Raw genomic sequence first — 13,262 nt, 5'->3', positions numbered from 1 at the left:
AGGGGCCGCGACGATGGGCGGGAGGTCCCCCGCCCCGATCTTGCGCCGACCTCAATTGGCGCAAACGTCCATAGATGTGCGAACCGAACCTGAACGCAATAGGGGTGAATCGAACCAACATAACTCTGGCATAAGTTCTACTAATGGAACGGGGGAAAATTATTTGTTGGTCAAACACCCCGGCGCAAGGCAGGCTTTGCCAAGATCAGCCGCCAAAGGAGCGTTTCCATGAGTGTCGCCAATCTTCGCCCCAATATCGACCACTGGTCCGAGCGTGTCGATATGGCCGCAACTTTCCGCTGGACCGAGCGTCTGAACATGCACGAGGCCGTGGCCAACCATTTCAGCCTGGCGGTGAATGACGACGGCACGCAGTTCCTGATGAACCCCAATCAGATGCATTTCAGCCGAATCCGCGCCTCGGACCTGTTGTTGCTGGATGCCAATGACCCCAAGGTGATGAGCCTGCCCGGCGCGCCGGACCCGACCGCCTGGGGCCTGCACGGCTCGATCCACCGCCATTGCGCCCATGCCCGCTGCGTGATGCATGTGCATTCGATCTTCGCCACGGTTCTGGCCTCGCTGGCCGACAGCAATCTTCCGCCGATCGATCAGAACACCGCCACGTTCTACAACCGCTATGTCATTGACGAGGAATTCGGCGGGCTGGCGTTTGACAGCGAAGGGGAACGCTGCGCCTCGATGCTGTCGGACCCGAAGAAAAAGGTCATGATCATGGGCAACCACGGTGTTCTGATCATCGGCAGCGACCCTGCGGACACGTTCAACCGGCTGTTTTATTTCGAACGCGCTGCCGAAACCTATATTCGCGCGCTGCAAACCGGCCAGCCCCTGCGCGTACTGTCCGATGAGATCGCCGAAAAGACCGCGCAGGAACTGGATGACTATCCCGGTCAGGCCGAGGCGCATCTGCGCGAGATCAAAGCGGTTCTGGACGCCGAAGGCTCGGACTACGCAACCTGATCAAGGCGTCAGCCCGCCCAACCCGATCCCCGCTGGCGGCAGGACCGGGTGTGAAAACCAGCGCGACAAAGGAAAGCTGACATGTCGGACAACGCACCGATGCAGGACATGAGCAAAGAGTGGAACTATCACCCGGATTTGCCGCTTCGGAACCCATCCATTTTCCAGTGGCCGCCGCGCCCGGCCTTCCTGCTGGGCTGGGTGGCCAGAAACTGGCTGACGCTCAGCGAGCGGGTATTGATGCTGGCCCTCGCGGTCGCGCTGTGGGCGTTCTTTTATCCGTCGCTTGAGACCGCGCAAACATTTGCCTTTGGTTGGATATTTCAGATCTGGCTGGTGAACTTCGCAATGATCTTCGCGGTGGCTGGCGGGCTGCACTGGTATTTCTATATCCGCAAGTCGCAAGGCAAGAAGCTGAAGTTTGAACGTCGAGAGCAGGGCAGAAACAACGCGCTGTGGAGCTTCAGCGATCAGGTCAAGGACAACATGTTCTGGTCTCTGGGGTCAGGCGTATTGCAATTGACCGGGTTTCAGGTGGTGACGATGTGGCTGATGGCCAACGGATATGTGCCGGTCATCACCTTCGCCGAAAACCCGGTCTGGTTTGTGCTGTGGCTGATCCTGATCCCCATGTGGTCGGCCTTTCATTTCTATTGGGTGCACCGGCTGCTGCATCAGCCGTTTCTGTATAAGAAGGTCCACAGCCTGCACCACCGGAACGTCAATATCGGCCCATGGTCCGGCCTGTCGATGCACCCGGTCGAGCATTTCTTTTACCTGACGACGCTCTGCATCCACTGGATCGTGCCCTCGCACCCCATTCATCTGTATTTCCACATTGTGTTTCAGGGCGTCGGAGCCGCGATGAGCCATACGGGCTATGAAGAGCTGCTGATCAAAGACAAAAAACGTCTGGCGCTGGGCACGTTTTATCACCAGCTGCACCACCGCTACTACGAATGTAACTATGGCAATCAGGAAATGCCGTGGGACCGTTGGTTCGGGACGTTCCATGACGGATCCCCCGAAGCAACCGCCGACACGCGGGCCCGGAAAAAGCGGATGTTTGGATGACCGAACTTACCCCCGTGTCTGCGACAGACGCAGCGCGCGGGGGGTGATGGTGAACTCGGCCTTGAATGCCCGTGTCAGCGCGCTGGGGTCGTCATATCCGGCGCGCAGGGCGATCTCACCTATGGTCAAATCCGTCTCGGCCACCAGCTTGCGGGCAAGGTTCAGCCGCAGACGCCGATAGACCTGCGCGGGCCTGGCCCCCAACTCTGCCTGCATCCGCACCGAAAGCGCCTTTTGCGACCGACCCACCCGACTGGCAATTTCGGAGATCGGCAACGGGCGTTCCAGATGTTCCTGCATCAGCGCCAAAGCCTTGTTGACATAGCCGCTGGTCGCACCTGCGCCGCCCTCATGCGATCGGGCGGAATCGCGGGTCATGAACAATTGCGCCACTTCCAGCGCCAGTGCCTGCCCCTGATCCCGGCCGATCAGGTGCAGAACCAGATCAAAGGCGGCCATCGCGCCGGAACAGGTGATGCGGTTGCGATCGATCACGTATCTTTCGCGCACGGTGTCGATGTCGGGAAACCGTTCGGTGAAGCCTGTCAGCTCCTCCCAATGAATCGTCGCGCGGTGCCCGTCCAGCAGGCCCGCCAAAGCCAACAGCCAGCTTCCGGTGTCCAGCCCGGCCAGCGTGTCATAACGTTCGGCCGCAGACCGCAGCCCAGCCTGCGTCTGCCAGTTGCCATGGGTGCGAAACCCATAAGATGGCATCACCATCAGGGTGTCGCCGTTGGCGGTTTGCAACGGGCCATGAGGTGCCACCTGCAGGCCCGAGGATGAGGTTACTGGCCCCGAGGTCAGCGACAGAAACCGCCACTGATACAGATTGCGCCCCGACAGCGTATTGGCGGCCCGCAACGGCTCGACCGTGTTGGCCAGACAATGGTTCGAGAATCCCTCGAACAGAAGCACACCGATTTGCTGCGGTGCAGAGGGGGATTTAGTCCATTTCTGCATGATAAACGTCTATTCCCGCACGAGGTGTTTCTCAACCCCGGTCACGATACGCGCACGACCAGATGTGGAGAATTCAGATGCAATATGGCCTGTCCGACGAACAGGAGATGATCGCCTCGACCGTGCGCAGCTTTGTCGAGAACGAGATTTACCCGCATGAAGAGCTGGTCGAACGCACCGGCGAAGTCCCGCATGAGATTGCAGAAGAAATCAAGCGCAAGACCATCGAGTTGGGCTTTTACGCCTGCAACTTTCCCGAAAGCGTCGGATGCGCCGGTCTGAACCATCTGGAATTTGCGCTTGTTGAACGTGAACTGGGGCGCGGTTCGATGGCGTTGAACCATTTCTTCGGACGTCCGCAGAACATCCTGATGGCCTGCGAAGGCGAGCAGGTCGAGCGTTACCTGATGCCCGCCGTTCGCGGTGAGCGGATGGATGCGCTGGCGATGACCGAACCCGGTGCAGGCTCGGACGTGCGGGGCATGAAATGCGCCGCCGTGCGCGATGGCGGGGACTGGGTGGTCAACGGTACCAAACACTTCATCTCGGGGGCCGAACACGCCGATTTCATCATCGTCTTCATCGCGACGGGTGAGGATCAGACGCCCAAAGGGCCGAAAAAGCGGATCACCGCGTTTCTGGTGGATCGCGGCACGCCGGGGTTCACGATCCGCGACGGGTACAAGTCGGTCAGCCATCGCGGCTACAAGAACATGGTGCTGGATTTCGACGATTGCCGCCTGCCCGACGCGCAGGTTCTGGGCGAGGTCGATGGTGGGTTCGAGGTGATGAACACCTGGCTCTACGCCACGCGCATTACCGTTGCGGCCATGTCCGTGGGACGCGCGCGCCGGGCCTTTGACTACGCGCTGGATTACGCGGCGACGCGCGAACAGTTCGGCCAGAAGATCGGCAAGTTTCAGGGCGTGTCCTTCCAGATCGCCGACATGATCACCGAAATCGACGCGGCGGATCTGCTGACGCTGGCGGCGGCGGACCGGCTGGATAAAGGGCTGCCCGCGAATCGCGAGATTGCGTCAGCCAAGCTTTACGCCTCCGAGATGCTGGCGCGGGTAACGGACGCCGCCATACAGGTTCATGGCGGTATGGGTCTGATGGATGACTATCCGCTGGAACGGTTCTGGCGCGATGCAAGGGTCGAGCGTATCTGGGACGGCACCAGCGAGATTCAGCGCCATATCATCAGCCGGGACCTGCTGAGGGCGCTGGGCGCATGAGGCCACTCGGGCGTGTCTTGAACCCTGCATCCATGGCCGTGATCGGCGGCGGGGCCTGGTGCGCGGAAGTGATCAATCAGGCCCGAAAGTTCGGGTTCTCCGGGGATATCTGGCCGGTTCACCCCAAGGCGCAGCAAGTGGCGGGTATGCCCGCCTTTGCCACCATCGAAGACCTGCCCAAACCGCCGGATGTGGCCTTTGTCGGTATCAACCGGCACGCGACGATCTCGGCCGTTGCGGCTTTGTCCTTGGCGGGGGCAGGTGGCGCTGTGTGCTTTGCGTCCGGCTTTACCGAGGCGCGGGCCGAGGATGATCAGGGCGCTGATTTGCAGGCGCAGCTGGTTGCGGCAGCGGGGGACATGCCGATCCTCGGACCCAACTGCTATGGGTTCGTCAACGGGTTGGAGCGCGCGGCAGTCTGGCCGGATCAGCACGGAATGCGCCCTGTGGATCGTGGGGTGGCGATCCTGACCCAAAGCTCGAACATTTCGATCAACATGACGATGCAGCGCCGGGCCCTGCCTTTGGCGTTCATGCTGACCTGCGGGAATCAGGCGCAGACGCATCAGGCGGATGTGGCCTCGGCCCTTTTGGACGATGATCGGATCACCGCGATTGGCGTTCATATCGAGGGTTTTGGCGATTTGCGAAAATGGGAAGCCTTGGCGCGGAAAGCGCGCGAAAGGGATGTTCCTGTTGTCGCGTTGAAAATGGGCCGCTCGGACCACGCGCAGGCGGCCACGATTTCGCATACGGCGTCGCTGGCGGGTGGGGATGCCGGGGCGCAGGCTTTCCTGGATCGTCTGGGGATTGCCCGGCTGGACGATATCCCGAGTTTTCTGGAATGCCTCAAACTGCTGCATGTCACCGGGCGTTTGGACGGCAACGGGCTGGCCTCGATCAGTTGTTCAGGCGGCGAGGCGAGTTTGGCGGCAGATATGGCCGAAGGGCGCGATCTGCATTTCCCACCGTTGACGGATCAGCAACGCTCGGATCTGCGCGCCGCACTTGGCCCGATGGTGGCGCTGGCCAATCCACTGGATTACCACACTTATATCTGGCGGGACACGGATGCGATGACGCGTGCGTGGTCCGGGATGACCGGGCCGGATAAGGCGCTGACCATGGCGATTGTCGATTATCCGCATACGGATCCGACGGATTGGGAGTGCGCAACGCAGGCAGCGCTGAACTGTGTGGCAGGGACCGGCAGGCCCTTTGCCGTGACTGCGACCCTGCCCGAGTTGATGCCCGAACATGTTGCGCAGCGTCTGTTGGCAGGTGGGGTTGTTCCGTTCTCGGGCCTGCATGAGGCGCTGTCCTCTGTCGAAGCGGCGGCGCGACTGTTGCCGGAACTGTCAGAGCCGGTGCTGTTGCCTGCGGATGCAGCTGCTGATCACGTGCTGACCGAGGCTGAGGCCAAGTCGGCTTTGGCCGCGTTTGGCTTGCCCATCCCGCGCAACCGGGTGGTTGCGGCTGAGGACGCGGGGCGCGTGGCCGGTGAACTGGTTGGCCCCTTTGCAGTGAAGGGCGTCGGGCTGGCGCATAAGTCGGAACATGACGCGGTGCGTCTTGGGGTTTCGCCCTGCGATCTGGCCAAGACCGCGAAGTCGATTGGCACCCAGACGGTGTTGATCGAGGAAATGGCGACAGGCGGGGTAGCCGAGCTATTGATCGGGGTCACACGAGACCCGGCGCATGGCTATGTGCTGACCATGGGAGCCGGAGGGGTGCTGACCGAGATTCTGCGCGATACGGTTTCGGTTTTGATCCCGTCCCCGCGCGCGACGGTTGAGCAGGCGCTGGGCAAACTGGCCTGCGCGCCGCTGCTGGCCGGGTACCGGGGCAAACCGCCTGCCAATATGGACGCGATTCTGGACGCGGTCGAGGCCGTTCAGAACTATGTCATTGCCAATGCCGCGACAGTTGAAGAAGTTGAGATTAACCCGCTGATCTGCACCGCCGAGGGCGCGGTTGCAGTCGATGCGCTGATCCGAAAGGCAAGTTCATGAGTCCGATCAAAACCCGTCGCGACGGTGCCATTCTCGAAGTCATTCTGGACCGGCCCAAGGCCAACGCGATCGATCTGGCCACCAGCCGCATCATGGGCGAGGTGTTTCGCGACTTTCGGGACGATCCGGAACTGCGTGTTGCGATCCTGACCGGGGGCGGCGAGAAGTTCTTTTGCCCTGGCTGGGATCTGAAGGCCGCAGCCGACGGTGATGCGGTGGATGGCGATTACGGCGTTGGCGGTTTCGGCGGGTTGCAGGAACTGCGCGATATGAACAAGCCGGTGATTGCGGCAGTCAATGGCATTGCCTGCGGCGGCGGTCTGGAACTGGCGCTGAGCGCCGACATGATCATCGCCTCGGAAAACGCCAGCTTTGCCCTGCCCGAGATCCGCTCGGGCACGGTGGCTGATGCGGCCAGTGTCAAGCTGCCCAAACGCATTCCCTATCACATCGCGATGGAACTGCTGCTGACAGGGCGTTGGTTCGACCCGGAAGAGGCCCATCGTTGGGGGCTGGTCAATGAGGTCGTGCCCGCAGATCAGTTGATGGACCGCGCGTGGGAACTTGCCCGGTTGCTGGCCAGCGGCCCACCCCTTGTTTATGCGGCGATCAAGGAGATTGTGCGCGAAGCCGAGGATGCCAAGTTTCAGGACGTGATGAATCGGATCACCAGGCGGCAATTGGCCAGCGTGGATGTGCTGTATGGGTCCGAGGACAATCTGGAAGGCGCGCGCGCCTTTGCCGAAAAGCGCGATCCGGTTTGGAAAGGGCGATAGGGGGCTCTGCCCCCGGTCGCGGCACGCCGCGCCTCCCCCGGGATATTTTTGGCCAGATGAAGGGCGGATCAGCTCCGCTCGAACAGGGCGATGAACGCGGTGTCGTCTTTATTGGGGCCAGCGGCGAGGTCGCCGTAGATGCGCACCTCGGGCAGGGACAGGTTGCGGATGCGGTCGTGTGCGAGCTGGTGCAGCGCGTCGGCGAACCCAAGTTTTTCGAAATGTCTGGCGTTGATCGAGAGCGCAAACTGGGCGCCCGGGCGGGCGACGCGCAATAGGGCGGGCAGTACCTCGGGCCCAAGGTGGCCATGGGTAAAGGTGCCTGAGGATACGATGCCGGAATAGCTGTGGCGCGGCACCGGGATACCGTGGTTCAGGTCGGCTTCGATGGCGTCGCGATAAATGTCCTTACGCATGGCCTGGTCCAGCATTTCGGCGCTGATATCCGTGGCATCGATGGGGCCGACACCCAACCCGGCCAGAATCGCACCGCAGAGGCCGGTGCCTGCGCCCACATCCAGCACCGGGCCTTGCCCGAAGGCACTGACAAAGGCGCGGGCGGTGTGGATGTGCAGTTGATAATCCTCGCGCGCGGCGAAGCTGTCGTCATAATCGCCCGCCCATTCGGCATAAAGGCGCTTGTTGTCCTCGGGCGAGGTCAGCGCATAGGCGGTGTGCAGGTCGGGTGTTTTCTGGCTCATACCTAAAAGAAAGGCGCATGAGGGGATTCGAATCAAGTGCGTCTATGCGGCGCTTGCATCCCGAACCGGCTCGGATCATCTATGGGGTATGACACAGACGCTTTTTTCCTTTGGACATGGGTATTCGGCGCAGGCGTTGTCGCGCAGGCTGGCGGCGGACGGGTGGCGCGTGATCGGCACGACACGGGATGGGGCCGGTGCCGATGCAATTCGGGCGTCGGGCGCAGAACCGTTGGTCTGGCCCGGTGAGGTGCCGGATCTGGATGGGGTCACGCATATGTTGATCTCGACCGCGCCAAGCGAGGAGGGCGATCCGGTTCTGAAGGCGCTGGGCGACGAGATCGCGGCGCGGGCCGGACAGTTCGAATGGGTCGGTTATCTGTCGACCACCGCAATCTATGGGGATCATCAGGGCGATTGGGTGGATGAAGCCACGCCGCCTGCCCCAACTGCAAAACGGGGCCGTTGGCGATTGCAGGCCGAGCAGCAGTGGTCGGCCATTCCCGGCCTGCCCGTTCACATCTTTCGCCTGGCCGGAATCTACGGCCCCGGACGGGGGCCGTTTTCCAAGCTCAAACGCGGTGGATTGCGGCGGATCATCAAACCTGGGCAGGTGTTTTCGCGGATCCATGTGGATGACATCGCGCAGGTTCTGGCGGCGTCGATCGCCGCGCCCAATCCCGGCGCGGTCTACAATGTCTGCGATGACGAGCCGGTGCCCCCTCAGGACGTGATCGGCTATGCCGCCGAGCTTCAGGGTCTGCCCCTGCCGCCTGCCGTTTCGTACGAAGAGGCGGACCTGACCCCGATGGCGCGCAGTTTCTACAATGAGAACAAGCGCGTGCGAAACAACCGCATCAAGGATGAACTTGGGGTGCGGTTGCTGTACCCCAATTACCGGGTCGGGCTAGAGGCGCTGATGAACGCTTACTGAGCGGCCTTGATCATGTCGGCCGCTTTTTCGGCGATCATAATGGTTGGCGCGTTGGTGTTGCCGGATACCAGCGTCGGCATGATCGAAGCATCGACAACGCGCAGCCCTTGAACCCCACGCACACGCAATTCTGGGTCGACCACGGCCATATCGTCCACGCCCATTTTGCAAGTGCCCACCGGGTGGTAGATCGTATCGGCGCGGTCGCGAATATGGCGTTCCCAATCCGCGTCCGTTTTGGCTGTTTCGGTCCCGAACATCTCGGAGTGCCGGAATTTGGCCAGTGCGGGGGCGTCCATGATCTGGCGCATCATGCGAGCACCTTTGATCAACGTCTCAAGATCGCGATCGTCAGACAGAAAGTTCGGGTCGATGGCGGGGGCGGCAAAGGGGTCGGCGCTGTGCAGGCCGACAGTGCCGCGGCTTTCGGGGCGCAGTTTGCAGACATGGCAGCTGTAGCCATAGCCGTAATGCAGCTTTCTGGCGTGATCGTCGACCATGGCGATGGCGAAATGCAATTGGATGTCGGGGCGGTCCAGATCGGCTGAGGTTTTCAGGAAACCCGCGCCTTCGGCAAAGGGGGTGGCAGCCATGGACACTCCGGTTTTGCGCCAGCGCCATATGTGACCCAGAAGGCGGGCGGCGCCGATCAGGCCGATGCCGAAATTGTCGGTGTCCTTGCTGCGATAGGTCAGAATGAAATCCAGATGGTCCTGCAGGTTCTTGCCGACGCCGGGCAGGTCGTGCCGGACGGGAATCCCGTGCTGGCGCAGCTCGTCCGCCGCGCCAATGCCAGACAGTTGCAACAGCTGTGGCGACTGCAGTGCGCCGGCGCACAGAATGACCTCGCGTTTGGCCGAAACCGAGTGGTCAGCGCCCTTTGCTTTTCTCTTGTAGATCACTCCGGTTGCGCGTTTGTCCTGTAAGGTCAGTTCTTTGGCATGAGCATGAGTGATCACGGTCAGATTCGCGCGGTCCATGACCGGATGGACATAGGCGGCTGCGGCGGAACACCTCTCGCCATTCCTGGCGGGGTCGTGAAACTGCGTCACCTGATACAGTCCGACGCCTTCATTGTCGCCGCGGTTGAAGTCCTGAATGCGTCGATGTTGCAGTTGTTCGGCTGCTTCCAAAAAGGCATGTGTGACGGGGCGCGGCTCTTTCTGATGTGACACCTGCAGCGGGCCGCTGTCCCCGTGCATCTCATCCGCGCCCTGTTCGTTGTTCTCGGCCCGTTTGAAATAGGGCAGGACGCTGTCCCAATCCCAGCCGGTGCAGCCTTGCGCGGCCCAGCCGTCATAATCCTGCTTTTGGCCCCGGATATAAAGCATCGCGTTAATTGCGCTGGATCCACCCAGGGCCTTGCCGCGTGGCTGGTACCCTTTGCGGCCATTCAGACCGGGTTGCGGAACTGTTTCAAACGCCCAGTTGCTGATCTTCGGACGCCCCGGCAAAGACGCGACAATTGCAGCGGGCATACGGATGCCGATATGGTCCCCTTTTCCCCCGGCCTCAAGCAGGCAGACCGTTATGTCGGGATCCTCGCTGAGGCGATTGGCCAAGACCGAGCCTGCGGATCCACCGCCTACAATGACGTAGTCAAATTCCATTTATGTGCCTTTATCAATTGATTGCGCCAAATGGGCCAGAAGGTCCGGGCAAACGACGCAAGGGAATGGGTCCGACTGTGCCCGACTTACGGGAAAATTCAATCAGCATTTCAACTATTGACACTAGGTAACTGTGGCTGGCTCACAACCAGGTCAAGTTTGAACCCTGGCGAGCTGAGGTTCACCATAGGAAAAAGCTATCACAACAATCCAAAAACAAAACTTATTCTCATGGCGCGGTTTTGCTATACCGGGCGCGACGCGAGATGGCAGAGATTGAGGTGCACGGTGTCGCAAGGTTCTGTTTTCCAAGACAGGAAATTGAAAACGACATCGGCGACATCTTACTGTGATCTTGTCGCGTAAATTTTGAACGCGCTAAGCCGCAAGACCTGAGCCAGGATTGGAGATCGATATGGACGGAAGTGATAACCCCAAAACAGGTGGATGCCCTGTGATGCATGGCGCGGGGACCCGGTCGAACCGGGACTGGTGGCCAAACCAGTTGAACCTGTCGATCCTTCATCAGCACGCGCCCGCGTCGAACCCGTTGGGTGCGGATTTCAACTATGCCGAAGAGTTCCAGAAGCTGGATATGAAGGCGTTGAAAGAAGACCTCTATGCGCTGATGACAGATTCGCAGGATTGGTGGCCCGCGGATTACGGTCACTACGGTGGTCTGTTCATCCGTATGGCGTGGCACAGCGCCGGGACGTACCGCACGGCGGATGGCCGTGGCGGGGCCTCGACCGGGAACCAGCGCTTTGCGCCGCTCAACAGCTGGCCGGACAATGGCAACCTGGACAAGGCGCGCCGCCTACTGTGGCCGATCAAGCAGAAATACGGCAACCAGATCTCTTGGGCCGACCTGATGATTCTGGCGGGCAACTGCGCCATCGAGTCGATGGGCGGCAAAACCTTTGGTTTCGCCGGTGGCCGCGAAGACATCTGGGCGCCCGAGGAAGACATCTATTGGGGGTCCGAGACCGAATGGCTTGCCCCGACCGACAACCCCAACAGCCGTTATTCGGGCGAGCGTGATCTGGAAAACCCACTGGCCGCTGTGCAGATGGGCCTGATCTACGTGAACCCCGAAGGCCCGGATGGCGAGCCGAACATTCTGGCCTCGGGCCGCGATATCCGCGACACCTTTGGCCGGATGGCGATGAATGACGAGGAAACCGTCGCTCTGGTCGCGGGTGGTCACACCTTTGGTAAGGCGCATGGCGCAGGCGATCCCGATCTGGTTGGCCCAGATCCCGAAGCCGCGCCGATCGAAGAGATGGGCTTTGGCTGGATCAACAAGTTCGGTTCGGGCAAGGGTGACGACACGACCACGTCGGGCATCGAAGGCGCATGGACCGCGAACCCCATCCAGTGGGACAATGGCTATTTCGACCTGCTGTTCGGATATGACTGGAACCTGACCAAAAGCCCCTCGGGCGCGTGGATCTGGGAACCGGTTGGCGTGAAAGAGGAAGACATGGCCCCGGCGGCGCATGATCCGTCGAAGAAGGTCAAAACCATGATGACCACCGCTGACATGGCGATGCGCATGGACCCGATCTATGGTCCGATCTCGAAACGCTTCCATGAAAACCCGGACCAGTTCGCCGATGCCTTCGCCCGTGCGTGGTTCAAGCTGACCCACCGCGACATGGGTCCGCGGTCTGCCTATATCGGCCCGGAAGCCCCGGCCGAAGAGCTGCTGTGGCAGGACAACGTTCCCGCTGTGGATCACGACCTGATTGACGACGCGGATGTGGCCGACCTGAAAGCCAAGATCGCGGCAACTGGTCTGTCGGTGTCCGAACTGGTCTCGACCGCGTGGGCTTCGGCCTCGATCTTCCGTGGGTCGGACAAGCGTGGCGGTGCCAATGGGGCCCGTATCCGCCTTGCGCCGCAAAAAGACTGGGACGTCAACGAGCCGATGAAACTGTCCAAGGCGCTGGATGCACTGGAGGGTGTTCAGGCGGCGTTCAACGGTGCGCAATCCGGTGGCAAGAAGGTCTCGCTGGCGGATATCATCGTTCTGGCCGGTGCTGTTGGTGTCGAACAGGCGGCCAAGGCTGGCGGTCAGGATGTCGAGGTTCCGTTCACCCCGGGCCGCACCGACGCAACGCAGGAACAGACGGATGTGGACAGCTTCTCGGTGATGGAGCCCATCGCAGACGGGTTCCGCAACTACCAGAGGGGCGACTACACCGTCTCGCCCGAGGAACTGCTGGTCGACCGCGCGCAGTTGCTGAACCTGTCCGCGCCCGAGATGACAGCCCTTGTCGGTGGCCTGCGTGTGCTGGGTGCCAATTTCGGCGACAGCAAGCATGGTGTGTTCACGGATCGCGTGGGAACGCTCAGCAATGACTTCTTCACCAACATTCTGGATATGGGCACCGAATGGAAGCCGTCGGGCAAAGGCGTCTATGAAGGCCGCGACCGTGCCAGCGGTGAGGTCAAGTGGACCGGCACCCGCGTTGATCTGGTCTTCGGCTCGAACTCGCAACTGCGGGCGCTGGCCGAGGTCTATGGTCAGGCCGGTGCCGAGGGCAAATTCGTCTGCGACTTTGTCTCGGCCTGGAACAAGGTGATGAATGCGGACCGCTTCGACCTGAAGTAATTCCGCGTTGATCGCAGGAATAGCGCCGCCCGAGGAGACTCGGGCGGCGTTTTTGTTGGCCCGACTCTCGGGCGCATACCAAGCATTGGGTACGATTCCTCTGAATGGCCATTCCTTGCCGTGTTTCCAGGAATGGAGAAGACCGTTGTTGGCGGGATTTTTTAAGTTAACATTTTGTTTTCATTAAGATTGGTAAGTTTCTGCCGAGAAATGTGAAGTTTTTTCAAAATGGGGGTTGCAGGTCCCGGGCCCAATCCGTAAATACCCCTTCACCGGCGCTGCTGAGGCGCTGGGACGCGGCGGAAGCGGCGGAGACGCATCGGAGAGACGGTGGGCATTCGGAGGTTTTTGATTGG

The 13,262-nt window shown here is 60.9% G+C and carries 10 protein-coding genes; 7 read left to right on the top strand and 3 right to left on the bottom strand.

Translation table 11 applies throughout. The features are described from left to right. Positions 1-228: 228 nt before the first annotated feature. Positions 229-984, top strand: coding sequence for a class II aldolase and adducin N-terminal domain-containing protein (locus ACR0E6_RS20215; protein WP_170453275.1), 756 nt, complete (start codon positions 229-231; stop codon positions 982-984). 81 nt (positions 985-1,065) lie between these two features. Then, positions 1,066-2,058 (top strand): sterol desaturase family protein, encoded by a 993-nt coding sequence (locus ACR0E6_RS20210; protein ID WP_480586653.1) that lies wholly within the window; start codon positions 1,066-1,068, stop codon positions 2,056-2,058. Between the two features lie 6 nt (positions 2,059-2,064). On the opposite strand, the gene ACR0E6_RS20205 is transcribed toward ACR0E6_RS20210, so the two are convergent. Further along, positions 2,065-3,018, bottom strand: a complete 954-nt coding sequence (locus ACR0E6_RS20205) for a GlxA family transcriptional regulator (RefSeq protein WP_480586650.1) — start codon at positions 3,016-3,018, stop codon at positions 2,065-2,067. Positions 3,019-3,095: 77 nt separating this feature from the next. Between ACR0E6_RS20205 and ACR0E6_RS20200 the strand changes: the two genes are divergently transcribed. The 3 genes from ACR0E6_RS20200 to ACR0E6_RS20190 are packed head-to-tail and all read left to right on the top strand — an operon-like array spanning position 3,096 to position 7,044. Beyond that, positions 3,096-4,256 carry an acyl-CoA dehydrogenase family protein gene (locus ACR0E6_RS20200; RefSeq protein ID WP_170521368.1) on the top strand — a complete coding sequence of 387 codons (1,161 nt, stop codon included), beginning with the start codon at positions 3,096-3,098 and terminating at the stop codon, positions 4,254-4,256. Then, entirely contained in the window at positions 4,253-6,268 is a 2,016-nt protein-coding gene (locus ACR0E6_RS20195) for an acetate--CoA ligase family protein (RefSeq protein ID WP_480586646.1), read from the top strand. The genes ACR0E6_RS20200 and ACR0E6_RS20195 overlap by 4 nt, the downstream gene beginning before the upstream one ends. Beyond that, a complete protein-coding gene (locus ACR0E6_RS20190) occupies positions 6,265-7,044 on the top strand; it encodes a carnitinyl-CoA dehydratase (protein WP_170453271.1) in 780 nt (259 codons plus the stop codon). Before ACR0E6_RS20195 ends, ACR0E6_RS20190 begins: the two co-directional genes overlap by 4 nt. Before the next feature lie 68 nt (positions 7,045-7,112). On the opposite strand, the gene ACR0E6_RS20185 is transcribed toward ACR0E6_RS20190, so the two are convergent. Next, positions 7,113-7,745 (bottom strand): class I SAM-dependent DNA methyltransferase, encoded by a 633-nt coding sequence (locus ACR0E6_RS20185; protein WP_480586643.1) that lies wholly within the window; start codon positions 7,743-7,745, stop codon positions 7,113-7,115. Positions 7,746-7,833: 88 nt separating this feature from the next. Here ACR0E6_RS20185 and ACR0E6_RS20180 point away from each other — a divergent pair, with 88 nt between their 5' ends. Next, positions 7,834-8,679, top strand: a complete 846-nt coding sequence (locus ACR0E6_RS20180) for an SDR family oxidoreductase (RefSeq protein ID WP_480586641.1) — start codon at positions 7,834-7,836, stop codon at positions 8,677-8,679. Here the strand turns inward: ACR0E6_RS20180 and ACR0E6_RS20175 are convergent. Beyond that, positions 8,673-10,289, bottom strand: coding sequence for a GMC family oxidoreductase (locus tag ACR0E6_RS20175; RefSeq protein ID WP_480586638.1), 1,617 nt, complete (start codon positions 10,287-10,289; stop codon positions 8,673-8,675). The two genes, ACR0E6_RS20180 and ACR0E6_RS20175, sit on opposite strands and share 7 nt — an antisense overlap. A 415-nt stretch (positions 10,290-10,704) precedes the next feature. On the opposite strand from ACR0E6_RS20175, the gene katG reads away from it, so the two are divergent. Continuing rightward, positions 10,705-12,906, top strand: a complete 2,202-nt coding sequence (gene katG, locus ACR0E6_RS20170) for a catalase/peroxidase HPI (protein WP_480586635.1) — start codon at positions 10,705-10,707, stop codon at positions 12,904-12,906. The last annotated feature ends 356 nt before the right edge of the window (positions 12,907-13,262 follow it).

Source organism: Ruegeria sp. AP12 (genome assembly GCF_056540025.1).
Note: the sequence above shows the minus strand (reverse complement) of the source record. Positions and strands in the feature narration are given on the sequence as shown.

Excerpts from the sequence above, each read along its gene's own strand:
- ACR0E6_RS20205 (WP_480586650.1), bottom strand. The coding sequence starts at position 3,018 with ATGCAGAAATGGACTAAATCCCCCTCTGCACCGCAGCAAATCGGTGTG.
- ACR0E6_RS20190 (WP_170453271.1), top strand. The coding sequence starts at position 6,265 with ATGAGTCCGATCAAAACCCGTCGCGACGGTGCCATTCTCGAAGTCATT.
- ACR0E6_RS20180 (WP_480586641.1), top strand. The coding sequence starts at position 7,834 with ATGACACAGACGCTTTTTTCCTTTGGACATGGGTATTCGGCGCAGGCG.
- ACR0E6_RS20210 (WP_480586653.1), top strand. The coding sequence starts at position 1,066 with ATGTCGGACAACGCACCGATGCAGGACATGAGCAAAGAGTGGAACTAT.
- ACR0E6_RS20215 (WP_170453275.1), top strand. The coding sequence starts at position 229 with ATGAGTGTCGCCAATCTTCGCCCCAATATCGACCACTGGTCCGAGCGT.
- ACR0E6_RS20175 (WP_480586638.1), bottom strand. The coding sequence starts at position 10,289 with ATGGAATTTGACTACGTCATTGTAGGCGGTGGATCCGCAGGCTCGGTC.
- ACR0E6_RS20185 (WP_480586643.1), bottom strand. The coding sequence starts at position 7,745 with ATGAGCCAGAAAACACCCGACCTGCACACCGCCTATGCGCTGACCTCG.
- katG (WP_480586635.1), top strand. The coding sequence starts at position 10,705 with ATGGACGGAAGTGATAACCCCAAAACAGGTGGATGCCCTGTGATGCAT.
- ACR0E6_RS20200 (WP_170521368.1), top strand. The coding sequence starts at position 3,096 with ATGCAATATGGCCTGTCCGACGAACAGGAGATGATCGCCTCGACCGTG.
- ACR0E6_RS20195 (WP_480586646.1), top strand. The coding sequence starts at position 4,253 with ATGAGGCCACTCGGGCGTGTCTTGAACCCTGCATCCATGGCCGTGATC.